22 protein-coding genes and 2 riboswitches are annotated in these 23,337 nt (G+C 69.8%); of the genes, 2 read left to right on the forward strand and 20 right to left on the reverse strand.

Annotation, left to right across the window (positions count from 1 at the left end; genetic code table 11):
- Positions 1-72 precede the first annotated feature (72 nt).
- The 15 genes from cobU to K7G82_RS15105 form a co-directional block, all read right to left on the reverse strand.
- Positions 73-600 (reverse strand): bifunctional adenosylcobinamide kinase/adenosylcobinamide-phosphate guanylyltransferase, encoded by a 528-nt coding sequence (gene cobU / locus K7G82_RS15035; RefSeq protein ID WP_222990735.1) that lies wholly within the window; start codon positions 598-600, stop codon positions 73-75.
- Positions 597-2,057: a cobyric acid synthase gene (locus K7G82_RS15040; RefSeq protein WP_222990736.1), complete on the reverse strand. Its 1,461-nt coding sequence runs from the start codon at positions 2,055-2,057 to the stop codon at positions 597-599. Before K7G82_RS15040 ends, cobU begins: the two co-directional genes overlap by 4 nt.
- Complete coding sequence (gene cbiB / locus K7G82_RS15045; RefSeq protein ID WP_222990737.1) at positions 2,045-2,983, reverse strand: adenosylcobinamide-phosphate synthase CbiB; 939 nt, start codon at positions 2,981-2,983, stop codon at positions 2,045-2,047. Before cbiB ends, K7G82_RS15040 begins: the two co-directional genes overlap by 13 nt.
- Positions 2,976-3,977, reverse strand: coding sequence for an aminotransferase class I/II-fold pyridoxal phosphate-dependent enzyme (locus K7G82_RS15050; protein ID WP_222990738.1), 1,002 nt, complete (start codon positions 3,975-3,977; stop codon positions 2,976-2,978). The genes cbiB and K7G82_RS15050 overlap by 8 nt, the downstream gene beginning before the upstream one ends.
- Positions 3,974-4,693: an adenosylcobinamide-GDP ribazoletransferase gene (locus K7G82_RS15055; RefSeq protein ID WP_222990739.1), complete on the reverse strand. Its 720-nt coding sequence runs from the start codon at positions 4,691-4,693 to the stop codon at positions 3,974-3,976. The genes K7G82_RS15050 and K7G82_RS15055 overlap by 4 nt, the downstream gene beginning before the upstream one ends.
- Positions 4,690-5,259, reverse strand: a complete 570-nt coding sequence (locus K7G82_RS15060; protein ID WP_222990740.1) for a histidine phosphatase family protein — start codon at positions 5,257-5,259, stop codon at positions 4,690-4,692. The genes K7G82_RS15055 and K7G82_RS15060 overlap by 4 nt, the downstream gene beginning before the upstream one ends.
- Complete coding sequence (gene cobT, locus K7G82_RS15065; RefSeq protein WP_222990741.1) at positions 5,256-6,272, reverse strand: nicotinate-nucleotide--dimethylbenzimidazole phosphoribosyltransferase; 1,017 nt, start codon at positions 6,270-6,272, stop codon at positions 5,256-5,258. Before cobT ends, K7G82_RS15060 begins: the two co-directional genes overlap by 4 nt.
- Positions 6,269-6,679: a DUF1636 domain-containing protein gene (locus K7G82_RS15070; RefSeq protein WP_222990742.1), complete on the reverse strand. Its 411-nt coding sequence runs from the start codon at positions 6,677-6,679 to the stop codon at positions 6,269-6,271. Before K7G82_RS15070 ends, cobT begins: the two co-directional genes overlap by 4 nt.
- Positions 6,664-6,822 (reverse strand): hypothetical protein, encoded by a 159-nt coding sequence (locus K7G82_RS15075; RefSeq protein ID WP_222990743.1) that lies wholly within the window; start codon positions 6,820-6,822, stop codon positions 6,664-6,666. Before K7G82_RS15075 ends, K7G82_RS15070 begins: the two co-directional genes overlap by 16 nt.
- Positions 6,819-7,379, reverse strand: coding sequence for a hypothetical protein (locus K7G82_RS15080; RefSeq protein WP_222990744.1), 561 nt, complete (start codon positions 7,377-7,379; stop codon positions 6,819-6,821). Before K7G82_RS15080 ends, K7G82_RS15075 begins: the two co-directional genes overlap by 4 nt.
- 13 nt (positions 7,380-7,392) lie before the next feature.
- Positions 7,393-7,971, reverse strand: a complete 579-nt coding sequence (locus K7G82_RS15085; protein ID WP_222990745.1) for a DUF7676 family protein — start codon at positions 7,969-7,971, stop codon at positions 7,393-7,395.
- The gene (locus K7G82_RS15090) at positions 7,971-9,911 is read right to left on the reverse strand and encodes a TonB-dependent receptor plug domain-containing protein (RefSeq protein WP_222990746.1); all 1,941 of its coding nucleotides are present in this window, start codon (positions 9,909-9,911) and stop codon (positions 7,971-7,973) included. Before K7G82_RS15090 ends, K7G82_RS15085 begins: the two co-directional genes overlap by 1 nt.
- Before the next feature lie 143 nt (positions 9,912-10,054).
- Positions 10,055-10,247, reverse strand: a riboswitch (cobalamin riboswitch).
- Between the two features lie 27 nt (positions 10,248-10,274).
- A complete protein-coding gene (locus K7G82_RS15095; RefSeq protein ID WP_222990747.1) occupies positions 10,275-10,967 on the reverse strand; it encodes a phytanoyl-CoA dioxygenase family protein in 693 nt (230 codons plus the stop codon).
- Positions 10,964-11,737, reverse strand: coding sequence for an ABC transporter ATP-binding protein (locus tag K7G82_RS15100; protein WP_222990748.1), 774 nt, complete (start codon positions 11,735-11,737; stop codon positions 10,964-10,966). The genes K7G82_RS15095 and K7G82_RS15100 overlap by 4 nt, the downstream gene beginning before the upstream one ends.
- Entirely contained in the window at positions 11,731-12,705 is a 975-nt protein-coding gene (locus tag K7G82_RS15105; protein WP_222990894.1) for a FecCD family ABC transporter permease, read from the reverse strand. Before K7G82_RS15105 ends, K7G82_RS15100 begins: the two co-directional genes overlap by 7 nt.
- Before the next feature lie 95 nt (positions 12,706-12,800).
- Between K7G82_RS15105 and K7G82_RS15110 the strand changes: the two genes are divergently transcribed.
- Positions 12,801-13,658, forward strand: a complete 858-nt coding sequence (locus K7G82_RS15110; protein WP_222990749.1) for an ABC transporter substrate-binding protein — start codon at positions 12,801-12,803, stop codon at positions 13,656-13,658.
- A gap of 156 nt (positions 13,659-13,814) precedes the next feature.
- Here the strand turns inward: K7G82_RS15110 and cobO are convergent, their stop codons facing one another.
- The 4 genes from cobO to K7G82_RS15130 form a co-directional block, all read right to left on the reverse strand.
- Positions 13,815-14,423, reverse strand: coding sequence for a cob(I)yrinic acid a,c-diamide adenosyltransferase (cobO, locus tag K7G82_RS15115; RefSeq protein WP_222990750.1), 609 nt, complete (start codon positions 14,421-14,423; stop codon positions 13,815-13,817).
- Positions 14,424-14,425: 2 nt separating this feature from the next.
- On the reverse strand, positions 14,426-18,145 hold the full coding sequence (cobN, locus tag K7G82_RS15120) for a cobaltochelatase subunit CobN (protein ID WP_222990751.1): 3,720 nt from the start codon (positions 18,143-18,145) through the stop codon (positions 14,426-14,428).
- Positions 18,145-19,203: a cobalamin biosynthesis protein CobW gene (gene cobW, locus K7G82_RS15125; protein ID WP_222990752.1), complete on the reverse strand. Its 1,059-nt coding sequence runs from the start codon at positions 19,201-19,203 to the stop codon at positions 18,145-18,147. The genes cobN and cobW overlap by 1 nt, the downstream gene beginning before the upstream one ends.
- 245 nt (positions 19,204-19,448) lie before the next feature.
- A riboswitch (cobalamin riboswitch) is annotated at positions 19,449-19,686 on the reverse strand.
- A 77-nt stretch (positions 19,687-19,763) separates the two neighbouring features.
- The gene (locus K7G82_RS15130; protein ID WP_222990753.1) at positions 19,764-20,801 is read right to left on the reverse strand and encodes a D-alanine--D-alanine ligase family protein; all 1,038 of its coding nucleotides are present in this window, start codon (positions 20,799-20,801) and stop codon (positions 19,764-19,766) included.
- Positions 20,802-20,877: 76 nt separating this feature from the next.
- Between K7G82_RS15130 and K7G82_RS15135 the strand changes: the two genes are divergently transcribed.
- Positions 20,878-22,404 (forward strand): lipopolysaccharide biosynthesis protein, encoded by a 1,527-nt coding sequence (locus tag K7G82_RS15135; RefSeq protein WP_222990754.1) that lies wholly within the window; start codon positions 20,878-20,880, stop codon positions 22,402-22,404.
- Positions 22,405-22,515: 111 nt separating this feature from the next.
- Here the strand turns inward: K7G82_RS15135 and fdhD are convergent, their stop codons facing one another.
- Positions 22,516-23,283: a formate dehydrogenase accessory sulfurtransferase FdhD gene (fdhD, locus tag K7G82_RS15140; protein WP_222990755.1), complete on the reverse strand. Its 768-nt coding sequence runs from the start codon at positions 23,281-23,283 to the stop codon at positions 22,516-22,518.
- Positions 23,284-23,337 lie beyond the last annotated feature (54 nt).

Genomic DNA, 23,337 nt, shown 5'->3' on the forward strand with positions numbered 1-23,337 from the left:
CATGAATCGGCGGGGCACCCTAACCCAAGACCGTCGAGAACGGGACCAGATTTTCGATGAAATGACGCGATATCAAGAACAAGGCGTAGATTTCAGCGGCATCGCCAGCCCCGCCACAACCAACACCGCCTCCCCCACGCACGCGGCGACCGCCTGATTGATGGCGCCGGCGACGTCGCGGAAGCGGCGCGCCAGCGCATTGTCCGGCACGATCCCCAGCCCGACTTCATTGGCGACGAGGATTACCGGCCCTGCTGCCGCGGTGATCGCGCGCGTCAGGCCGGCAGCCTCCGCGGCGATGTCGCGATCGGCGATCATCAGGTTCGACGCCCATAGCGTCAGGCAATCGACGAGCAGGATCCTGTCCGGCGCGCTTTCCGCCCGGATGGCGCCGGCCAGATCGAGCGGCGCCTCCACCGTGGTCCAGCGATCGCCGCGATCCGCCCGGTGGCGTTCGATCCGGTCGGTCATCTCCGCGTCGAAGGCCTGCGCCGTCGCGACGAAGACCAGCGCACCCGCCATCGCCTCGGCGCGCGCCTGCGCGTAGCGGCTCTTGCCCGATCGCGCGCCGCCGAGCACGAACAGCGTTGGCGCGCTCATGCCGCCGCCTCGCCCGCAAGCGCGATCATCGCGTCGATATCGAGATGCGTTTCCAGCGCCCCGGCGATCTCGTCGAGCGCGGCGTCGACCGAGGCGCGATAGTCGCCGCCCGCCCCCGCCACACCGATCCGCGCCAGCAGCGCGCGCCGCTGCGCCGTATCTGCAAGCAGGCCGTGGACATAGCTGCCCATCACCAGCCCGTCCTCATCGATCGCGCCATCGCGGCGGCCATCGTCGAACAGCGCGAAGGGGCGCGCGGCATCCGGGCCGGTGGTTTCGCCCATATGCATCTCATACCCGTCGAACCGGGCGCCGAGCGCGGTTCCCGCCACCGCGCGCAGCGCCTTGGCCGGCCCCAGCACGGTCCGCACGTCGAGCAGCCCGAGCCCGTCGACCGCGCCCGCCGGCCCCTCGATCCCATCGGGATCGGCGATGCGCGTGCCCAGCATCTGATAGCCGCCGCACAAGCCCAGGATCGCGCCGCCGCGACGGTGATGCGCGCGGATGTCGATATCCCAGCCCTGTTCGCGAAGCGCCGCCAGATCGGCGATCGTCGCCTTCGATCCCGGCAGCACGATCAACGCGGCATCGGCCGGAATGGGCCGGCCGGGCGGCACCATGACCAGTTCGACATCGGGTTCGAGCTTCAATGGATCGAGATCGTCGAAATTCGAGATGCGCGGCAGGATCGGGCAGGCGACGCGTGTGCGAAGGCCCCGGCCCGGCCCGGCGCGCTCCAGCACCACCGCATCCTCGCTGGGCAGGCGCGCGGTGGCTGGCAGCCAGGGCAATACGCCGAACCCCCGCCAGCCCGAGAGCGCCGCGATCTGGTGATAGCCATCCTCGAACAGGGCCGGATCGCCACGGAACTTGTTGATCAGGAAACCGCGGATCATCGCGGCGTCGGCGGGATCGATCACCGCTCGCGTGCCGACGATCGCCGCGATCACGCCGCCGCGATCGATATCACCGATCAGCACCACCGGCACATTGCCCGCGCGGGCGAAACCCATATTGGCGATGTCGCCCGCGCGCAGGTTGATCTCCGCGGGCGACCCCGCCCCTTCGACCACCACGATATCGCATGCGGCGCGCAACCGGCGATAGCTCGCCATCACCTCACCCAGCAGGGCGCCCCGCGCCTCGCGGAAATTGCCCGATCCCAGCGTTCCCCGCACCCGGCCATGCACGATGAGCTGCGCGGTGCGGTCCGCCTGCGGCTTGAGCAGCACGGGATTCATGTCGCTATGCGGTTCCACGCGCGCGGCGATCGCCTGCAACGCCTGCGCGCGCCCGATCTCGCCACCGTCGACCGTCACCGCCGCGTTGTTCGACATGTTCTGCGGCTTGAAGGGCAATATCTTCAGCCCGCGATTGGCGAGCGCGCGGCAGAAGCCCGCGACGATCACCGACTTGCCGACATCCGAGCCGGTTCCCTGAAACATCACAGCGCCCATGCGATCCCCCCTGCGACGACCCACAGGCACAGGCAAGCGCGGAGATAGACGCGAAGCGCGCGCCGGATCTCGCCCGCGTCCGCCGCGCGATCACCATCGCCGATCCACGGCTTGTCGTGGACGACACCGTCATAGGCGATCGGCCCCGCCAGCCTGAGCCCCAGCACCCCCGCCATCGCGGCTTCGGTCCAGCCGGCATTGGGCGATGCGTGCCGGCCGGCATCGCGGATCATGATGCGCCAGCCGCGCCCACCGGCCAGGCAGATGACGATGCCGGCCAGCCGCGCGGGGATCAGGTTCAGCAGATCGTCGAGCCGCGCCGCCGCCCAGCCAAAGGCGCGCCATCGTTCCTCACGATGACCGATCAGGCTGTCCGCAGTGTTGATCGCCTTGTAGATCCACAGGCCCGGCAGGCCAAGTGCCACCAGCCAGAAAAGCGGCGCCGCCACGCCGTCGCAAAAGCTTTCGGCGAGGCTTTCGATCGCCCCGCGCGCGATGCCGGCTTCGTCGAGTTCGGCGGTGTCGCGCCCGACGATCATGCCCAGCGCGGCGCGCGCGGCCGGCGCATCGCCCGCATCGAGCGCCGCCGCGACGGGGCGGACATGATCGTAAAGGCTGCGTTGGGCAAGGCCCGGCGCGGCCATGAACGCCACCGCCAGCCAGCCCCAGCCGCCGGCCAGTCGCAGAACCGCATGGTGCAGCGCCCAGCCGCCCCCGCCCGCGACCAGCAGCAACAGAGCGACCAACACGATGCCGGCGGCGCGGCGGAACGCCGATCCGCGCCATGGCTGGTTCCAGCGCGCCTCCGCCCCCTGGATGATATGCGCGAACAGGCCGACCGGGTGGCCGATCCTGCGATAAAGGCCCGGCGGCCAGCCGATCGCCGCATCGATCGCCAGCGCGAGCGAGGCGACCGGTTCAGCCATCGCCGAGCGCCCGATCCAGCCGCCCGAGCGCCGCGTCACTGCCCGCCAGGCCGAAGCGCAGCCAGCGCGGATCATGGTCGAAGGGGCGCGTGAGGATGCCCCGGCGCGCCAGCCGATCGAACAGCGCCGCCGCCCTATCGGTTTCGACCAGGCGGAACAGCGGACACGCGCCGATGGGCCTCAGGCCGTGGCCGCCGAGCACCGCATCGAGCGCCGCCGCATCGGCGAGCAGCCGGGCGCGCATATCCCCGGCCCAATCGAGATCGCGATAGGCGGCCGCGCCGATCGCCAGCGCGGCGGCGGAGACCGGCCAGCTCCCGAGCGCGGCGCGAAAACGGGCGATCAATGCGCGGGGGCCGATCACGAACCCCAGCCGCAGCCCGGCCAGACCGAAGAACTTGCCGAAGGACCGGAAGATGACCAGCGGCCGATCATCCGCCACCAGGCCCGCCACGCTGGCTTCGGGCACCGCATCGGCGAAGGCTTCGTCGACGACCAGCCAGCCCGACGCCGCCGACAGGCGCGACAGATGCGCGGCCAGCGCCTGAGGCGCGACGATCCGCCCATCGGGATTGTTGGGATTGGCGATGACGAGAGTGCCCGCCGACAGCGTATCGATCGCGTCGAACGCGATCGCCACGCTCCCGGCGAAGATCTCGCCATGCGTGCGATAGGCGGGCGCGACATGCCGCGCCGGGCCGGGCAACAGGCCCCCGATCAGGCGCAGGCCGATCTCGGTGCCGGGCAGCGCGCAGACGAATCCAGGATCCACGCCGAAAGACGCGGCGGCGGCCCGCTCCAGCGCGCGCAGCCCGTCTTCGTCCGGGAGCGCCCGCCAGTCGATCGCAATGGCGTCCGTGCCCAAACCATCCCGAGACGCCCAGCCATGGGGATTGATGCCGGTGGAGAGATCGAGCCAGGGCCCAGCGGCATCGCCATAGACGGCGCGCGCCTCGCCCAGCCTGCCGCCATGGAAGGTCCAGCGCCCGTTCATGCGATGCGCGCCACGATCACCAGCGCGAGCAGCAGTCCGGTTTCGACGAGCTCGATGCCCGCGCCATGCCCGTCGCCCGAAATGCCGCCGAGCGTCCGGCGGATGCGCCAGCCCCACCACAGCATCAGCAAGGGCGCCACGAGCAGCGCCGGAACCAGCCAGGATGCGGCCAGCAGCGCCACCGCCCAGACCATGATGTCGATCGGCCGCACCGCCGCGCGGAAGCGCGCGGCCAGCCCCTGATGGAGCGGCGGCAGCCAGAGCGTCCAAGCCAGCGGCCCGATCCGCGCCGCGAAGGGCAGCAGGATCAGCGCAAAGATCAGATGCGCCTCGATCGCCGCGCGCAGCAGCACCAGCTTGGCGACAAGCTGGAGCACGATCGCGACCACGCCTAAGCTGCCGACATGCGGATCGGCCAGCACCGCGAGCAGGCGTTCGCGATCCTTGTGCGCGGCGCCGCCCGCATCCGCGAGATCGGACAGGCCGTCGAGATGGAGCGCGCCGGTGACCGACACCCATAGCGCGAGCGCGAGCAGGGCGCCGATCCAGGGATCGACCAGCCCGCCGACCCAGGCCGCGCCCGCCACCAGCCCGCCGATCACCAGACCGGCCGCCGGGAACCAGCGCATCGACGCGGCGAACGCGGCCTCGTCGGCGGTGACGCGCGGCGTCGGCAACCGGGTCAGGAATTGCAGGGCGATGATGAAGCCCTTCACGGCCAGAGCCCGACGATCCGGGCGGAGCGCCGCTCGCCCGGCCAGACCTGCAACGACAGCAGCGACGCATAGGGCAGGTCGAATGCCCAGATCTGGCGCTGGTCGAACCCGCAGAGCACGGCCAGCGCCGCGCGCATCGCGCCGCCATGGGCGATCACCAGCGTATCGCGCGCGGGCAGCGCGTCGATGGCGGCCGCCACACGCGACGTCAGCGCCGACCAGCGCTCACCGCCCGGTGGCGGATTGCCGTCCGGATCATCCCAGAAACGGCCCAGGGCGGCCGGATCGAGTTCGCTCGCCGCCCGGCCGTCCCAATCGCCGAAGTCGAGCTCGCGCCAGCGCGGATCGATCTTGAGCGGCAAGGCCAGCACCGCCCCCAGCGCCTCGCCCGCAAGCCGCGCGCGCGCAAGATCGGACGCGACAAGCGTCTCGACCGGGAGCGTGCCCGCCTGATCGACACAGGCGGCGATGCCGTCGGGCGTGGGCGGGCAATCGGTGCGCCCCATCATCCGCCCCGTCCGTTCGGGTGCGCCATGGCGGAGGAGATGGAGCAGGAAGCCGCTCATCCCGCGTCCGACACGCCGGCCTCGGCGAATGTCGCCATGCCGCCGTGCGCGGCGAGCGCGGCGCGGACGATAGCGGTGGCGACGGCGGCGCCGCTGCCCTCGCCCAGCCGCATGCCGAGCGCCAGGAGCGGATCGAGGCCGAGCCGGTCGAGCAATCGGCGATGGCCGGGCTCGGCCGAGCAATGCCCCGCCAGACAATGATCGGTGATCGCGCCCGTCATCGCCGCCAGCGGCGCCACCGCCGAACAGCAGATGAAACCGTCGAGGATGACGGGTACGCGCGCCATGCGCGCCGCGAGCACCGCGCCCGCGATCGCCGCGATCTCGCGCCCGCCGACGCGGCGCAGCGTTTCGAACGGCGTCAGTGGCGCGGCGGCGTGGAAGGCGATCGCGCGATCGACCACCACGCGCTTGCGGGCGATGCCGGCATCGTCGACGCCCGTGCCCGGCCCGACCCAATCGGCGGCCGATCCGCCGAAACCGCGCGCGCACAAGGCGGCGGCGGCCGTCGAATTGCCGATTCCCATCTCACCAAGCACAAGCAGGTCCAGGCCCGGTTCGACCACCGCCGCGCCCGCCGACAAGGCGGCAAGGCATTCGTACGCGTCCATCGCGGGCGCGATCGTGAAATCGGCGGTGGGACGATCGAGGTCGAGCGGCACGACCGCCAGTTCGAGCCCGGCCGCGCCCGCCAGCGCGTTGATCGCCGCGCCGCCCCGCTCGAAATTGGCGACCATCTGGACGGTCACCTCCGGCGGAAAGGCGCTGACGCCATGCGCGGTGACGCCATGATTGCCCGCGAAGATCGCGACGCGCGCACGATCGATCGCGGGCAATGCCCGCCCCTGCCAGCCGGCGAGGAAGACCGCGATATCCTCCAGCCGGCCGAGCGACCCGGCGGGCTTGGTCAGTCGCGCCTGACGCGCGCGCGCTGCCGCGGCCGCGTCGGGATCGATGGCGGGCAGCGCGCCCAGCGCCGCCTCGAACGCGGCGACCGTCGCGAAGCCGGTCATTCCGCCACCAAGAAGCCGGCGGGCGGCGTGCGCGTGATGAAATGACCCTTCACCCCCTGCGGCCAGAGCGCGAACGGCACGCGGCCATGCGCGCTTTCGGCATAGCGTACGGCATAATCGAGGATGGCGCGGGCGGCCTCCTCATCGGGCGTGAAACGGCCCAGCACATAACCGACCTTGTCGGGCGCGCGCAGATGCACGGTGCAGAAATCGCCGCATGCGAACAGGCACGGCATGTCCTGCACCGCGATCCCGTCATAGCGCGGATCGGACGCCTTCACCGTCCGCAGCGCTTCGGCCATGCGCGCGCCGCCGCGCCGCCCTTCCCCATCCTCACGCGCATCGCGCGCGTGCCGGCAGGTGTTGCAGGCGACCACCGCCGCCCCATCCTCTACACGCCGGAGCATCTTTTCACCTCCTGACGCACCAGATCATGCGCCGTCTGCCGATCGGCGCGCAGCGTTTCGACCACGCGCCGGAGGCGGTCGTTCTCCGCCTCCAGCACGGCGACCCGGCGCAGCAATGCCGCATCGGGCTGATGGCCGGTCATGCGGCGGCGGCCCGGCCGCGCGCGGCGGGCACGCCCAGCGCGACAAGGCCGTGATACAGCGCGAACAGCCCGATCAGGATCGCGCCGTTGCGCAGGAACTGGCGCGCGAGGATGTCCGGATCGAGCGTGGTCGCCACGCCGCCCAGCCAGACGGAAAAGGCCAGGATCACCAGCTTGAAGGCGACAAAGCCCGCGCCATAGGCGATGGCCAGCCGCAGCACGGTGGATTTGCCGTTCAGGCGATCGAGCGCGGCATAGGCGCCGGCGGCGGAGCCCAGCGCAGCGACCGCCAGGCCGATCGCCCAGCCCGTCGTGGTTTCCTTCATCTCGTAACCCAAGATCAGGAAGCCGGTGAGCTGGCTGGCGAGCCAGGCGAGCCCCATCAGCGTCATCCCGTCGCGGCGATGCATATGGACGGCGGCGAGCGCGGCGAGCGCGGGAAACGGCGTCGCGCACGACAGGAGGAGCGTCGTCACCGTGCTCGCCACGGTCAGCAGCATGATCCAGATCGTGGAGGCGCCGCGCTGCGATATGCGACTTTCGGTATTGGTCGTCATCGTCATTCTCCGCTCAGTTTTTCGCATAGCCCTTGCCCAGCCGGTCCCGCCCGTCGGCGGGGGTTCCGGTCAGGCGCGGAAACAGGTCGTCCCACAAAGCCAGCCGATCCCAGTCGGGCGTTTCGGCGATGCGGTCCTCTGGCTTCAGGAAGGGATTGGGCAGGAAGATCGTGATCTGCGGCTCGTCATGCCCGTTGAACATGCGGATACCCCAGGAGATGGGATATCCGTCTCCATCCAGACGCCGGTACAGCTCGACGCGGCCGGGGCTGCGGCGCGCCGCGAGCGCGGGATCGCTCGTGCTTTTGGCGGCGAGGCAGAGATGGAAATGCCCCCTGGCGCCCCAATGGATGGTCAGATAGCCGCCCGCCGACAGCGAGATGCGTTCGGGCTTGCCCGGGCATTTGAGTTCATAGGCGGCGCCGGGGATCAACGGCCCCCAGGTCAGCTTGTCCCAATGATCGTCGAACAGCTCGGTGTAGAGCGCGAACAGGAATTGCTCGTCGCGCGAGAGCGGCCAGACCTCCTCGGTCCGGCCGTCGACCATGGCGACGCGCTTCTCGATCGGGGCGTGGGGTGCGAGCGCGTCCATCAGAAGCGCCCCCGGATGCCGGCATGGATCGATCGGCCGAGCGAATTATAGTTGAGCGCGGTCTCGTAATATCTGTCGAACAGATTCTCGACGCGGCCATAAAGCTCGAAACCGTCGGTCAGCCGCATCGACGCGCGCAGATCGACCAGCGTATAGTCGCGCAGCACCACGCTGTTGGCTTCATTCTCGAACGCGTCGCCCGACCAGCGGAGCGCCGCCCCCAGCGACAGGCCGAAATCCCAGCGATAGCTCGCCTCCGCATTGGCGGTGTGCGCGGGCAGGCGGCGGAGCGCCTTGCCGAACAGCGCGCCGGGCGAGCGGTTCTCCGCGTCGATCCAGCTATAATTGGCGGCGAGCGAGAAACCGCCCAGCTCGAGCGCGCCGCCAAGCTCGACACCGCGCGTATAGGTGCGGCTGACATTGTCGTAATAGCCGAGCCGCCCGACGGTGACGGAACCCGGCACCAGGCAAAGCCCGGTCGGTACGCCCGAGCAACTGTAGAAGACGATCAGGTCGCGCGCGTTGCGATCGAAATATGTGGCGGAGAGCGTGAGCGCGCGATCGAACAGGCGCTGCTCGATCCCGGCCTCCCAGCCCTTCGACGTTTCGGGGCGCAGCGCGGCGTTCCCGTACTGGCTGCCGAGCTGATACAAGGTCGGCGCCTTGAAACCCTCGCCATAGCTTGCGCGGATCAAGGTCCGGTCGTCGAACAGCGACAGCACCGCGCCGCCGCCGAACACGGTGTTGCCGCCGAACCGGTCATGATCGTCGTGGCGGATGCCCGCATTCACCGTCAGCGGCGCGAGGATCCGCGCGGAAAGCTGGGCATAGGCGCTGTCGAGCCGGGCATTGGCGCGGATGGGCGCGGGAATGGCCGCGGTCGGGCTGGCGGGAATCGTCGCATAGTTGCGGAAGCGGCTTTCCTCGCGCTCCAGCCCGAAGGTCGCCTGCCAGCCGTCCGCGATCGTCGCGGTGCCCTGATATTCATAGCGTTCCAGCCAGCCGGTGCTGTCCAGGTTGCGCGGCCGCGCGCGGCGCGGATCGAAACCGTCGCGATCGGTGCGGGTGGCGGAGATGGCGAAGCGATTGACGAGGCGCCCGTCGAACAGCGGCACAACGACGCCGGCATAGCCGAACATCTCCTCATTCAGATTATAGGCGGGCGTATCGCCGGTGGTCGCATCGATATCGACGCGGCCCGACGCATAGGAGCCGCGCAGATCGACCATCGCGCCGCCGCCCAGATCGAGGTTGAAGCGGGCGTTGCCGCCGCGATTGCGATAGCCGTCACGCTCGGTCGCGCCCAGCCGGGGCGAAAGCGCGCTGATGCCGTCGGTGACGAAGCTGAAACCGGAGATGCGCCAGCGCAAGGGACCGGAAACCCCGCCGATGCCCGCGCGGGCGCTCACCGTCTCGCGCGATCCCGCCTCCACATCGAAGCTCGCTTCCAGCGGGCGTTCGGGCAGGGCGGTCACGACATTGACGACACCGCCGATCGCCTGGCTGCCCCACAGGATCGATTGCGGCCCGCGCAATATCTCGATGCGCGCGGTATCGCCGACCATCAGATTGCCGAAATTATAGCCGCCGCCCGTGGACGAGGGATCGTTCAGCTTGACGCCATCGATGACGACCACGGTCTGGTCGCTGTCCGCGCCGCGGATGCGGAGGCCCGTCGACGTGCCATAGCCGCCGTTGCGCGTGATCGTGATGCCCGGCGTGCGCACCAGCAGGTCGGAGACGATCACCGCCTGCGACGCGTCGATCGCGGCCTTGTCGATCACGGTCAGCGATGCCGGCACCTGATCGGCGGTGACCGGCAGCCGCGTCGCGGTGACGATGATCGCCTCGCCGCCCTCGTCGGCGGGGGATGGAGCCTCGCCCTGCGCATAGGCGGCGGTCGAGAACAGGAGCGGGAGGAAGGAAATGGACTTCAACATCAAGCGGCGTACCCCGGACAAATGGGCCGCGCTCAAGCGGAATCGTGCTGCCGAACGGGCATGCATCGACCCCCGCAAAAACGCGGTCCGTGCATGTCGTCGCTCGGGTTTACCCCCGTCCGCCCGGCACACCCTGTCCGCGCGAAAGACGACCGCGACGGGCAGGTCTCCTGGCTTGCGGGTCAATGCCGGTTCGGGCCGCCTTCTCAGGATCCTGGGATCCCAATGGCATATGGCCCGATGGCTCACCGCTCACAGTTGCAGGGGCAGCCGGGGTCTCGAACCCCGTTCCCTTTTCATCCCCGTCCCCGGGGAACCTGTCGCGGGGACGGCATTAAATCCGATGCTGCGGTGCGTCAACGTTCATCCCGCCTTGAACCAGATGACGAGCGCGAAACGCGCGGCGCCTGCCACCGGCAATGTGCGGTGCGGCGTGAACCGGTCGAGGAACAGCACGGTGCCGGCGGGGCAAACGGGGCGGACGCGCGGCAGGCCGGCCAGCGTCTCTTCCGGAATAGCGAAGCCGTCGCCGCGCCGGTGCTCGAAGGGTGCGGACCGCCTGCCCGGCACCAGTTCCAGCCCGCCATCCTCGGGGCCGGCATCGCCCAGCGGCATCCAGGCGGTGACGCGGACGCGGCCGCAGTTCGTGCCATCGTCGATCGCCACGTCCGAATGCCAGTCGTGCCGGTGCTCGGGAAAGGCGGCGATGCTGGCGCGCACGCGCCTGATCGATCCCGCGATCGGCCCACCCGCGAGCCGGGATGCGGTTTCAAGGAGCGCGGGGCTTTCGGCGAGCGCGGTGAGCCTGGGCCCGCGATGCGCGTCGGTGCAGATCGCGACGCGCAGCAGACTGGCATGGGACCGTTCCGCCGCCGCGATGCGATCGAGCCTGTCGCCCACCGGTACATCGGGCAGGCTGTGTTCGAACGGCATGTAGAGCGCACGCGCGACGCGATCGACCTGTTCGGCGATATCGTCGCGCGCCGCGCGCACGGTTTCGGGATCGAACAGCGGAACGGCGCAAAAACCCTGTGCGGCGAAGAGATCATCGGTCATAGCGGCTCCAGCGAACGGGCGACGGGCACGATCATCGGCGGGTCGATCATCGCGCTGATGCCGTAGACGCGGCGCAGGCGTTCGGCGGTCAGCACGTCGAGCGGCGCGCCATCGGCGACCAGCACGCCGCGATCCATCAGCAGCAGGCGATCGCAATAGCGCGCCGCCATGGTGAGATCGTGGAGCACCGTCACCACCAGCGCCCCGGCGCGCGCCTCGCGCCGGAGCAGCGCCATGACGTCGATCTGATGCCCCGGATCGAGCGAGGCGAGCGGCTCGTCGGCCAGCAGCGCGGGCGCCTCCACCGCCAGCGTCCGCGCCAGCAGCGCGCGCGCGCGTTCGCCGCCCGACAATTCGGTCGCCACCCGGCCGCGCAGCCCGGCCACGTCCGCGCGTTCGATCGCGCGCTCGACGGCATCGATATCGGCCGGCGACATGGCGGACATCGGCGCCAGATGCGGCAGGCGCCCGAGGGCGACGAGCCGCTCCACCGTCAGCGGCCAGTGCAGCAACTGGCCCTGCGGCAGATAGGCAAGTTTGCGCGCGATCGCGCCGCGCGCCATCGCCGACACGGACTCGCCATCCAGCGTCACCGAACCCGATGCCAGCGGGACAAGCCCGAGCATCGCGCGCAACAGGCTCGATTTTCCGGCGCCGTTCGGCCCGATGATGCCGACCAGCGTGCCCGCGCCGAGCGTGGCGGAGACCGCGTCCACCACCAGCCGCCGGCCAAGCCGGACGCTCGCCGCGTCGAGGGAAAGGGTCACCATAAGCGGCGCTCCCGCATGAGATAGACAAGGAAGACGGGCACGCCGAGAAAGGCGGTCACCACGCCCAGCTTCAGTTCGACGTTGGACGGGATCAGCCGCACGCCGATATCGGCCAGCGTCAGCAGCGCCGCGCCGCCGAGCGCGGAGGGCAGCAGGATCGCGGACGGGCTGCGATCGGTCAGCGGACGGATCAGGTGCGGCACGATCAGCCCGACAAAGCCGATCGATCCGGACACGGCGACCGCGCCGCCAACCCCGATCGCGACGCCCAGCAACAGGCGCAGGCGCGTCACCCGCAGGTCCGCGCCCAGGGCGCGGGCGCCGTCCTCCCCCAGGGTCAGCGCGTCGAGCGCGCGGCCATCCGCCAGCAGCAGCGCGGCGCCCACCGCGATGCAGGGCAGCGCCACCCAGACATGATGGAAGGACCGGTTCTCGATCGACCCCATCAGCCACGCCATGATCTCCATCGCCGCAAAGGGATTGGGCGAAAGGTTGAGCGACAGGCTGATCGCCGCCGACGCGAGCGTCGCGACCGCGATGCCGGCAAGGATCAGGGTCAACGGGCTTTCCGATCGGCCCGCCAGCGCGAACAGCAGCGCCAGCGCCCCCAGGCCGGTGAGGATCGCCAGCAGCGGCAGCATGACGGGGTGAAGTTCGGCCAGCCCGAAATAGATCGCGCAGACCGCGCCCAGCGCCGCCGCGTTGGACGCGCCGAGCACCGACGGTTCGGCGAGCGGATTGCGCAGATAGCCCTGCAAGGCGGCGCCGGCGAGCCCGAGCATCGCGCCCACGACCAGCCCCAATATCGTGCGCGGCATGCGCAGATCGAACAGGATCGCAGTCGCGATCGGATCGCCCCGCCCGGCAAGCGCCGCGAAGATCCGCGCGGGCGCGAGCGATACCGCGCCCAGCATCAGAGACGCCGTCGCGGCGAGCAGGATCAGCGCGATCAGCCCGGCGACCAGCATCGATCGCGGCGGAACGAGGCGCGATGCGATCGTCACCATGGCCGTTCACCCGCGCGCTTGTGCCCAGCGATCATGCTGATAAGGCGTGCGGAGCCATGCCGCGTCTCGCTTCCCGCACCGCCCTTTTCGGCCTTTCCGCGATCATCGTCGCGGCGTCGGCCGCCGCGATGGCATGGGCGATGCCGGATCGCGCGCCCGTGAAACGCCCGCAGCGGATCGTGTCGCTCAATCTCTGCGCCGATCAATATCTGCTCGAACTCGCCGATCGCGACCAGATCGCCGGCCTCACCCGCAATGCCGACGATCCCGAGATGTCGGCGGCGGCGGCCAAGGCGGCGGGGCTGAACATCATGGGCACATCGGCGGAGCAACTGCTCGTCCTCGATCCCGATCTGATCATCGGCATTCCGGCGAAGCGCGGCAGCATGATGGCGGCGGTGGCGCAGCGCGACTACACCGTGCTCGATCTCAAATCGGCCGCCAGCTACGCGGACATCGTCGCGCAGATCCGCGAGGTGGCCGCGGCGGTCGGCCATGTCGGGCGCGGCGAGGCGCTGATCGCGCGCATGGACCGCGATCTGGCCGCGCTGCCCAGGGCGAAGTCGGCGGGCGTCGCGGCTTATTACCAGCGGCGCGGCTATATGACGGGCACCGGCACGCTGATCGACGATGTGATGACGCGCACCGGCCTCACCAACCTGGCCGCCCGGCTCGACAAGCCCGCGCTCTCGCAATTGTCGCTGGAGGAGATGGTCGCGGCACGGCCCGATTACCTGATCGTCGAGAGCGCGACCGACCGGGTGACCGATCAGGGCACCGAGATGCTGCATCACCCCGCGCTGAAGGACATTCCCAGGCTGAGCATCCCGCAGGCGTGGACGGTGTGCGGCAGCCCCGCCTATGTTCAGGCGGCGCGCGGCCTCGCCGAGCAGATCGCGGCGCATCGGCGATAAGCCAGTCGAATCCGGGAAGCGATCCGGCCGCATCCCACCCCCTCTCACTGTCATCCCCGCGAAAGCGGGGATCCCGCTTTCCCGTGAAGCATCAGAAAGAAGAAGAAGCTGGATCCCCGCTTTCGCGGGGATGACAGTGAAATATCGCAACACCGGCTAGAACTCGATCCCGGCCTGGGCCTTCACGCCCTGCTCGCGAAAGGGGTGCTTGATCAACGTCATCTCGGTGACGAGATCGGCGGCCTCGATCAGCGCGTCGGGCGCGTTGCGGCCGGTCACAATCACGTGCGTCATCTCAGGCTTCGCGCCGAGCGCGGCGATCACCTCGTCGAGCGGCAGATAATCGTAGCGCAGCACGATGTTGAGCTCGTCCGCCACCACCATGTCGTAGGACGGATCGGCGATCATCCGCTTCACCTCCTCCCACGCCGCGCGCGCCACCGCGATGTCGCGCGCGCGATCCTGCGTGTCCCAGGTGAAGCCCTCGCCCATCGGCTTGAACTCGACATGCTCGGGGAAGGCGTCGAACACCCGCTTCTCGCCGGTCGCCATCGCGCCCTTCACGAACTGGACGACGCCCACCTTCCCGCCATGGCCGATCGCGCGCACGACCATGCCGAGCGCGGCGGTGGTCTTGCCCTTGCCCTTGCCGGTATGGACGATCAGCAGCCCCTTCTCGATCGTCTTCGACGCGACGATGCGATCGTGCGCGGCCTGCTTCTTCCTCATCTTCTCGGCGTGCCGTTCCTCGGTGCGCTCGGCCATCGTCATGCTCCTGCCAGTTCGGCGAGCACCATGCCCGCGCTGTTGGATCTCGGTTTCCACAGGCCGCGCTCCAGCGCCTCGGCCAGGCGCGCGGCGGTCTCGCGCAGCGCGGCCGGATTGGCCCGGGCCATGAAGGCGCGCACGGCCTCATCCTCGATGAAGGCGGCGTGGACGGCGTCGAAATGATGGTCGCGCACCGCGTGCGTGGTCGCGGCGAACGCGAAGAGATAATCGACCGAGGCGGCGATCTCGAACGCGCCCTTATAGCCGTGGCGCATCACGCCCGCGATCCATTTGGGATTGGTCACGCGCGCGCGGACGACGCGGCCGATCTCGTCTTCCAGCGTGCGGACGACGGGGCGTTCGGGCCGGCTGTGATCATTGTGATAGGCGCGCGGCCGCTTGCCCGACAGATGCTCGACAGCCGAAGCGATGCCGCCTTCGAACTGGTAATAATCGTCGCTGTCGAGCAGGTCGTGCTCGCGATTGTCCTGGTTCTGCACGACCGCGTCGGCCTGGGCCAGGCGCTCCGCGAACAGGTCGCGCGCGGCATCGCCCTCGACGCCCCCGCCATAGGCGTAGCTGCCCCAGTCGAGATAGACATCGGCCAGATCGGCGCGATCGTGCCAGATCCTCTCGTCGATCATCGCCTGCAAGCCGGCGCCATAGGCCCCCGGCTTCGAACCGAAGACGCGATGGCCGGCGCGGCGGGCGGCATGGGCGGGAGGCGCTCCGCGATCAATCAGCCGCGCCGTCTCTTCCCGATGGCGCGCGGCCGCCGGATTGTCTTCGCCCGGCTCGTCCAGCGCCATCACCGCGCGCGCCGCGGAATCGAGCAGGTCGATCTGTTCGGGAAAGGCGTCGCGGAAGAAGCCCGAGACGCGGAAGGTGACGTCGACGCGCGGCCGGCCGAGTTCGGCGAGCGTCATCATCTCGAACCCGATCACGCGGCCCGACGTCCAGTCCCAGCGCGGACGCACGCCCATCAGCGCCAGCGCCTGCGCGATATCGTCGCCGCCCGTCCGCATATTGGCGGTGCCCCAGGCGGACAACGCCATCGCGCGGGGATAGTCGCCCTCGCGCTGGAGATAATCCTCGACCAGCAATCGCGCCGATCGCCAGCCCAGATCCCATGCCGTCGCGGTGGGCACCGAACGGGTATCGACCGAGTAGAAATTGCGGCCGGTGGGCAGCACGTCGGGCCGCCCGCGCGTCGGCGCGCCCGACGGGCCGGGCAGGATGAAGCGCCCGTCGAGCCCGGCCAGCAGCGCCGCCCGCTCCGCCGCGCCACAGGCATCGACCCGCGCGGCGAGATCCCCCGTCACGCTGTCGCTCACCGCCGCCGAGCGCGGGCCGGGCGGCTCGGCCCCATCGACCAGCAGCGCCGCCAGCAGTTCCAGCCGCTCGATCGTGTCGCCCGCCGTCCGCCATGGCGCATCCGACAGCGCCGCCAGACGCGCCGGTCGCGGCCCGGCCCAGGCGTCGCCCATCCGGCAATCGAGCGGATCGAAACCGAGCCCGAAATCCTCCGCCATCGCGCGCAGCAGCGATGCCTGCCCGGCGCCGTCATGCCCGCGCGGCGTTCGCGACAGGGCGACCAGCAGATCGGTGCGCAGCCGCCCCACGGGCGAACGCGTGAAGATGTGCAGCCCGTCGCGGATCTGCATTTCCTTCAACTCGCACAGATAATTGTCGAGCGCGGCCAGCGCGTCCTCGCCATCGCCGACGGCGCCGGCATCCGCATCGAGCCCCTGGGCACGGGCAAGGTCCAGGATCTCGCCCTTCAGATGCGCGATGCGGCGCGGATCCATGCCCGCCGCCAGATAATATTCGTCGACCAGCGCCTCCAGCGCCTTCAACGGACCATAGCTTTCGGCGCGCGTCAGCGGCGGCGTCAGATGATCGACGATCGCGGCGCCAATCCGGCGCTTGGCCTGCGTCCCCTCCCCCGGATCGTTGACGATGAAGGGGTAAAGCTGCGGCACCGGCCCGGCGCAGACCTCTGGAAAGCAGCTTTCCGACAGCGCCAGCGCCTTGCCCGGCAGCCATTCGAGATTGCCGTGCTTGCCGACATGGACGACCGCATGCGCGCCGAAATGCCGGTTCAGCCAGATATGGAAGGCGAGATAGGCATGGGGCGGCGCCAGCGCCGGATCGTGATAGCTCGCCTTGGGATCGACATTATAGCCCCGTGCGGGCTGGACCGCGACGGCGACCGCGCCGAACCGGCGGACCGCGAGCCGGAAAGCGCCATCGCGCACGAAGGGATCGGCTTCGGCCGCGCCCCAGCGATCGACAACGGCAGCGCGGACATCGGCGGGCATGGCCTGGAAAGCCGGGTGATAGTCGGCCAGCGGCAGCGCGACATCCCCGTCACGATCGGCCGAGCCCGGCGCGTTGGTGACGCCCGAAAGCATCGCCGCCATCAGCGCCGCGCCATCGGCGGGCGGATCCGCCACCGCATAGCCCGCCTCCGCCAGCGCGGCGAGGATCGCGGCGGCGCTGGCGGGCGTATCGAGGCCGACGCCATTGCCGACGCGGCCATCGCGATTGGGGTAGTTGGCGAGCACCAGCGCGACCCGGCGCGCGGCCGCCGGGGTCCGGCGCAGCGCCGCCCAGCGCGCCGCGAGTTCGGCGACGAAGCCGACGCGGCCGGGCGAGACGCGCGGCACGATGATGCCGCATTCGGTGCGCGGATCGAAGCGCTCCGCCGCCTTGAACGCGATCGCGCGCGTGAACAGCCGCCCGTCGACCTCGGGCAGGGCGACGTTCATCGCCAGGTCCCGCGGGCCGAGCCCGCGCGCGCTTTCCGCCCAATTGCCCTCGTCCACCCCGGCGAACACCGCCTGCAGGATCGGGCAATCCGCCGCTTCCAGCACGCCGGGAATGCGCGCCTCCCCCGGCGACGAGGCGGCGAAGGACGTCGCGTTCACGATCACGTCGGGCGCGGTTTCGGCGATCAGGCCGCGCAGCCAGTCGATCGCGAAGGGTTCGCGCAGCGCGCGGACATGGACCGCGACGACATTCAGCCCATGATCACGGAGCGCCGAGACCATCGCGTCGACCGCGTCGAGCGTGCCCGCCACCATCAGCGCGCGATAGAAGACGAACAGCGCCACCGGCCGATCCGCGATCCAGTCCGCCCGAACGTCGGCAAGCGTCGGGCGGTCGCGCCCCGGCACATAAAGCCCCGCATCGGCGACGGGCACGGGATCGTCGGGCGGGCCGGCGTCACGCCCGATCAGGCGCGTGGCAAACCGCAGAAAGGCCGTGGCGTTGGCGACCCCGCCCTGGCGCAGATAGTCGCGCAGGCGATCGCGGCTTTCGATCGGCAAGGTCGAGGCCCGGTCCAGCGCCGGATCGGCCTCGCGCCCGTCGGCGATCGCCGCGAAGGCGATGCCCCGTTCGCGCGCGACGCGGGCGATCTCGTCGATGCCATAGGGCCAATAGGCCTTGCCGCCGAGCAGGATCACGCAGACGAACCGGGCCTTCGCGATCACGCTCTCGACATAGAGATCGACCGAATAGGGATGTTTGAGCAGCAGCAGATTGGCGAGCCGTACCTTCGGCCCCGCTTCGGGCATCGCCTCCGCCGCGCGCGCGAAACAGGCGAGTTCGCTGTCCGCCACCGACAGGATCACGATCTCCCCCGGCGACTGGCCAAGGTCGATCGCCTCTTCCCCGCTGGAGACGGTGCCGGGCGTGGCGGACAGCAGATGCATCAGGCGATGCCGGCGGCCAGTTCCGTGCCAAGTTCCGCAGCCAGCGCCAGCGCGATCGCCCGCTGGTCGAGCCCCGTCTGCCCGATGACGACGAGCTGGGAGACGCGGGGCTCGTCCGCTTTCCACGCGCGATCGAAATGCTGCTGGATGCGCGGGCCGACCGCCTGGATCACCAGCCGCGCCGAGCGCCCGCCGACCGCGACGATCCCCTTGATGCGAAGAATGTCATGCTCCGCGATCAGCCGGGCCATCGCCGCTTCGAGGGGCGCCATGTCGCCGATCTCGCCGCCCGTCACCACGAAGCTGTCGAAATCGTCATGGTCATGATCGGGATCGCTGTCGTGATGCGAGGGCCGCGCGTCGAGATCATCCTCCGCGCCGGCGAGCAGCCCCAGCAGCACGGCGGCATCGACCGCGCCATGATCGGCGCGCACGATCTTCACGCCAGCGCGCGTGTCGGCGGAGAGAGAGCCCTCGATCCGCGCGAGCGCGTCGCCATCGACAAGATCGGTCTTGTTGAGGACGACCAGATCGGCGCAGGCGAGCTGATCCTCGAACAATTCCTCCAGCGGACTGTCATGATCGAGCGAGGGATCGGCGGCGCGCGCCAGCGCCAGCGCCGCCTCGTCGGTGGCGAAGCGCCCGGCAGCGACGGCGTCCGCGTCGATCAGCGCGACCACGCCGTCCACCGTCGCGCGCGTGCGGATCTCCGGCCATTGGAACGCCTTCACCAGCGGCTTGGGCAGCGCCAGGCCGGAGGTTTCGATGATGATATGTTCGGGCGGGTTGGGCCGATCGAGCAGCTTGAGCATGGTCGGCAGGAAATCGTCGGCGACGGTGCAGCAGATGCAGCCATTGGCGAGCTCCACGACATCCTCGTCGGGGCAGGCCGCGTCGTTGCAGCCCTTGAGCAGTTCGCCGTCGACGCCGACATCGCCGAACTCGTTGACGATCAGCGCCAGCCGCCGTCCTTTCGCGTTCTGGAGGAGGTGGCGGATCAGCGTGGTCTTGCCCGCGCCCAGGAAGCCGGTGATGACGGTGGTCGGGATCCTGCTCATGCGCGCGCTCCACCGGCGATGCGGGCGGACGGCAACTGGCGCGGCGAAACGATCGATATCATGGGTCACTCCCCCGGCGCCGTGCAACGACATGGCGGGGCGTGCCGATGCCCAGGCATCGGTCGGCGCGCGACGACGGGCGGGCGCCGGAGGCACCCGTTACCGCGCACCGATGCGGCCCCGCCGCATGGTTCGTCGCTCAGACGGAGAGAGACCGTGCCGAGACCATCCCCTGGATCAAGGCAAGAGCGACCGGTGCGCCGGCAGGTCTCCTGGCTCGCGGGTCAAGGCTTGATGCACGCCTTCCCAGGCATGGCGCGTCCGCGCCGGCCCAGTGGCTGCGTCCATCCCGATCGGCATGGACGCCTCTGCATCGCGCTCGCCGCTTACAGTTGCAGGGACAGCCCCGGATTCGGATGATCGCTCATCCTCACCGTGTTCCCGAATTAAGCCCTTTCGGGCACCGGCGCGATCTTTCGAGATGCGGACATCGCCCGCCCCTCAAAAGCGGCCATAGGCGAAATCATCGCGCGAACCAATGGTTCAATGCGAATCCGCGATCACGCCACGCGCGTCTGAAGCCCCGCCGAACGCGCGGCGCGGATCAGCCCCTGCCGTTCCAGGCTGTGCGCGACGATGGTTTCGACCAGCTCCGCATGGCTGACGCCGATCGAGCGCGCCGAACGGCTGATCGTCTTGCGCGACCAGAGATTGCAGGAGAGATTCACTTCCATGAAACGCAACCCGCCGGTTGCGGGATCGTAGCGGAATTCGAAGCGGCCATAGTCGAAGGGCCAGAGTTCGGGCAGCAGCGCGCGGACATGCGCTTCCAGCCGGGCGACCAGATCCTTGTCCTCCACCGGCTCGAGCGGATCGTCCGCCGTGACGACCAGATTGCGCTTCTCCTCATAGGAGCGGACCTCACCGGGGCGCGCCGTCGGATAATAGCCGAAGCTGGGCAGCAGCCACGGGCCGTCGGCCCCGACAACGGGCACGGCCAGATCGATCAGCGGCGCATAAGGCTCGATGATCACGTCGTGGCCGGACGCCAATATGCCTTCGGCATGGGCGCGCGCCTCTGCCCAATCATCGATGATCTTCACGCCCCAGCTTGCCGAGGAGGCGTTGGGCTTCACCACCAGCCGATCCCAGGCGAAATCGGGCTCGCTCACCCCGCCCTGCCCCTGGCGGACGATCGCCCAGGGGGTGACGGGCACGCCGCGCCGCTCGGCGACCGATTTCATCAGATGTTTGTCGTCAGACAGGCCGCGCAGGATCGGCGAGGCCCCCAGAAAGGGCAGCCCCAGCCGGCGCAGCAGCAGCGGCCCCAGCATCTCGCTGTTCACGAAGCCGCCGCGATTGAGCAAGGTCACGACGAAATCGGCGTCGGGGCGCTCGAACAGATTCTCGTACCGGTCGGCGGCCGTCACATCGAGGCCGATCTCGCGCAACGTCGTCAACATCTCATGATGATAGACCGCATGGGTTCCGTCCTCGCGATCGGGCACGCCGCCCGACAGCGCATGCTTGGCGAGGAAGAGGATGCGCAGCCGGGCCTTGTCGGCATCGGCGATCGAAAGCAGCTTGGGATGGGGCATGTCCGGACCTTTTCAATCTATTTAATAGAGAATAGGTCCGTTGACAAGTCCGGGTAAATGGTGAGCAACCGGCGCGATGAGCGGCGACGCATCCGAAACGATCACCAGCCGAGACGTCGCCAAGGGCCTTGGCACGACGCTGCTCGCGCGTCTGGGCGGGGTGATCGATGTCGTCGCGCAGCCGCTTTATGTCTGGCTGTTCGGGCTGGCGAGCTTCGGCCTTTACGCGGTGCTGTGGGCCGCGGTGAACCTGATCGAGAATATCGCCGATCTCGGCATGACCTCGTCCCTGCAACGGGTCGTGCCGCAGGCGAAGGACGAGGGAGAGGCGGTGGCGGCGCTGCGCGCGGCGCTCGCGATCGGGGTGCTGCCCTGCCTGCTCATCGCCGCCGCCGCATCGCTGGGCGCGACGCATCTGGCGCCATTGCTCAACGTCGCCGCGGGCGATGCCGGGCGGGTGGCGGAGGCGATCCGCATCTTCGCCTGGGCCTTGCCGCTCTGGGCCTTTGTCGAGATCGCGACATCGGGCCTGCGCGCGCGCCGCGTGTTCGGGGCGGAGATCCGGCTGCGCCTGTTCTGGGAACAGGTGATCCGCCTCGTGCTCGCCGCCGGCTTCTGGTTCGCCAATCCGACGATCATTTCGCTGTTCACCGCGCATCTCATCTCGCTCGCGATAACCTGCCTGCTCAGCGTCCGCCTGCTGTCGCGCTATTACGACCTGCGCCTGTTCTTCCGCATGCCGCGTGGCGGGCCAATGGCTGGCGCGACGCTGCGCGCGGGGCTGGCGGCGCTGCCCGCCAATATGGTGGCGCGGCTGTTCGGCGATGCGCCGCCGATCCTGCTCAACGCGATCCTGCCGGGCGCGGCCGGCGCGACGAGCGCGGCGCTCTACACGATCGCGCGCAAGGTTTCGAGCATCGTCCAGCTCGTCCGCACCGCCTTCGCCTATGTGCTGGCGCCGCTGGCGTCCGCCGCGTCGCGTGGCGGCAAGGCGGAAGTGCAGCCGCTCTATGCCTTCGCGACGCGGCTCGCCTTCGCGCTGGTCGTGCCGCTGGGGCTGGTGATGGCGGGCGGCGGCGATGCGATACTGGGCCTGTTCGGGCGCGGCGCCGACGCCGCGCACGCGGCGCTGATCGTGCTGGTGCTGGCGCGCATGGCGGAGGCGGTGTTCGGCGCGGCGGTGCCGGTGCAGCAGGTGATCGGCGGCTATCGCGCGCAGCTTGTCGCCAGCGCCACCGGGCTGGCGGCCGCCGCGATCGTCGCCGCGCCGCTGCTCACGCGCTTCGGCCTGACGGGCATGGCGATCGCCGTGAGCCTGGGGTTCATCGTGGCGGCGGTGGTGCCGCTGATCCAGCTCCACCGCTATGACGCGATCCACCCGTTCGAGCGGCCGTTCCTCCGCGTCGCGACCCGGTCGATACTGTTGTCGCTACCGGGCCTCGCCTGCGCCTTTCTGGCCGCGCGCATGCTGCCCGACGGCGCCGATATCGCCGCCGTCTCCCTGATCATGCTGGGATCGATCTGGCTGTCGTGCCGCTTCGCCCTGCCCCATGGCGACCGCGCGACGCTGGGCGGAACCGGGCGGGCATTGCGGCTGGTTTAAAGCAAGGGCGTCATTGCGAGGAGCGTAGCGACGAAGCAATCCAGAATGTGAGTGCATCCCTGGATTGCTTCGCTTCGCTCGCAATGACGATCGGTTAAAAGTCTCCGCCTCTCACCCCGCCAGCAGATAACTATCGCGCCGCGCCAGGCCGATCAGCGCCAGCCCCGCTTCGTGCGCGCGCTCGATGGCGAGCGCCGTCGGCGCCGAGATGGTGGCAAGCGCCGGGCAGCCCGCCAGCACCGCCTTTTCGACCAGTTCATAGGAGCAGCGCGCGGTGAGCAGGGCGAAGCCGCCATCCCAGTCCAGTCCGCCGCGCAGCATCGCGCCGATCAGCTTGTCGAAGGCATTGTGGCGGCCGACATCCTCGCGCACCAGCCGGATCGCGCCATCGGCGGCGCACAGAGCCGCGCCATGGACGGCGCCCGTCGCGCGATTGAGCGCCTGATGCCCGTCGAGCGCCGCGAGCGCCGCGAACACCGCGTCGGGCGCGGGCGGCACGCCGCGCACCCGTGGCAGCGGGCGCAGCGCCTGTTCCAGATTCTCGATGCCGCACAGGCCGCACGACGATTCGGACACGCGATGCCGCACCCGTTCGATCACCCGCTCCGCGCGTTCGCGAACGAGCTGGATGCGCAGGATCGTGCCGCGCTCGGCATCGTGCGACATGATGTCGATAATGTCGCCGGCCGCGTCGATCAGCCGTTCCGACGATGCGAAGCCATAAGCGAAATCGTCGAGATCGGCGGGCGTCGCCATCATCACCGCATAGCCGATGCCGTTGAACTCGATCGCCAGCGGCCGCTCGTCCGCCAGCGGCCGTTCGATCGGCTCCTGCGTGCCATCGGCACCGATCCGGGTGAAACCGCGCGCGTCGTTCATGCCCCACCGTCGCCCAAAGCGGGCGCATCGGCAAGGCGTTGCCGTCCGCGCGCG

Source organism: Sphingomonas colocasiae, from assembly GCF_019880585.1.
GTDB lineage: Bacteria > Pseudomonadota > Alphaproteobacteria > Sphingomonadales > Sphingomonadaceae > Sphingobium_A > Sphingobium_A colocasiae.

What these genes read in the sequence shown, in the direction of transcription:
- cobU (WP_222990735.1), bottom strand. Translation starts at nt 600, where the DNA reads ATGAGCGCGCCAACGCTGTTCGTGCTCGGCGGCGCGCGATCGGGCAAG.
- K7G82_RS15060 (WP_222990740.1), bottom strand. Translation starts at nt 5,259, where the DNA reads ATGAGCGGCTTCCTGCTCCATCTCCTCCGCCATGGCGCACCCGAACGG.
- cobW (WP_222990752.1), bottom strand. Translation starts at nt 19,203, where the DNA reads ATGAGCAGGATCCCGACCACCGTCATCACCGGCTTCCTGGGCGCGGGC.
- K7G82_RS15100 (WP_222990748.1), bottom strand. Translation starts at nt 11,737, where the DNA reads ATGGTGACCCTTTCCCTCGACGCGGCGAGCGTCCGGCTTGGCCGGCGG.
- cobN (WP_222990751.1), bottom strand. Translation starts at nt 18,145, where the DNA reads ATGCATCTGCTGTCCGCCACGCCCGGCACCGTCTCCAGCGGGGAAGAG.
- K7G82_RS15070 (WP_222990742.1), bottom strand. Translation starts at nt 6,679, where the DNA reads ATGCTCCGGCGTGTAGAGGATGGGGCGGCGGTGGTCGCCTGCAACACC.
- K7G82_RS15080 (WP_222990744.1), bottom strand. Translation starts at nt 7,379, where the DNA reads ATGACGACCAATACCGAAAGTCGCATATCGCAGCGCGGCGCCTCCACG.
- K7G82_RS15130 (WP_222990753.1), bottom strand. Translation starts at nt 20,801, where the DNA reads ATGCCCCATCCCAAGCTGCTTTCGATCGCCGATGCCGACAAGGCCCGG.
- cbiB (WP_222990737.1), bottom strand. Translation starts at nt 2,983, where the DNA reads ATGGCTGAACCGGTCGCCTCGCTCGCGCTGGCGATCGATGCGGCGATC.
- K7G82_RS15110 (WP_222990749.1), top strand. Translation starts at nt 12,801, where the DNA reads ATGCCGCGTCTCGCTTCCCGCACCGCCCTTTTCGGCCTTTCCGCGATC.
- K7G82_RS15090 (WP_222990746.1), bottom strand. Translation starts at nt 9,911, where the DNA reads ATGTTGAAGTCCATTTCCTTCCTCCCGCTCCTGTTCTCGACCGCCGCC.
- K7G82_RS15050 (WP_222990738.1), bottom strand. Translation starts at nt 3,977, where the DNA reads ATGAACGGGCGCTGGACCTTCCATGGCGGCAGGCTGGGCGAGGCGCGC.
- K7G82_RS15040 (WP_222990736.1), bottom strand. Translation starts at nt 2,057, where the DNA reads ATGGGCGCTGTGATGTTTCAGGGAACCGGCTCGGATGTCGGCAAGTCG.
- cobO (WP_222990750.1), bottom strand. Translation starts at nt 14,423, where the DNA reads ATGGCCGAGCGCACCGAGGAACGGCACGCCGAGAAGATGAGGAAGAAG.
- cobT (WP_222990741.1), bottom strand. Translation starts at nt 6,272, where the DNA reads ATGACCGGCTTCGCGACGGTCGCCGCGTTCGAGGCGGCGCTGGGCGCG.
- K7G82_RS15105 (WP_222990894.1), bottom strand. Translation starts at nt 12,705, where the DNA reads ATGCTGGTCGCCGGGCTGATCGCGCTGATCCTGCTCGCCGCGACGGCG.
- K7G82_RS15075 (WP_222990743.1), bottom strand. Translation starts at nt 6,822, where the DNA reads ATGACCGGCCATCAGCCCGATGCGGCATTGCTGCGCCGGGTCGCCGTG.
- K7G82_RS15135 (WP_222990754.1), top strand. Translation starts at nt 20,878, where the DNA reads ATGAGCGGCGACGCATCCGAAACGATCACCAGCCGAGACGTCGCCAAG.
- K7G82_RS15085 (WP_222990745.1), bottom strand. Translation starts at nt 7,971, where the DNA reads ATGGACGCGCTCGCACCCCACGCCCCGATCGAGAAGCGCGTCGCCATG.
- K7G82_RS15095 (WP_222990747.1), bottom strand. Translation starts at nt 10,967, where the DNA reads ATGACCGATGATCTCTTCGCCGCACAGGGTTTTTGCGCCGTTCCGCTG.
- fdhD (WP_222990755.1), bottom strand. Translation starts at nt 23,283, where the DNA reads ATGAACGACGCGCGCGGTTTCACCCGGATCGGTGCCGATGGCACGCAG.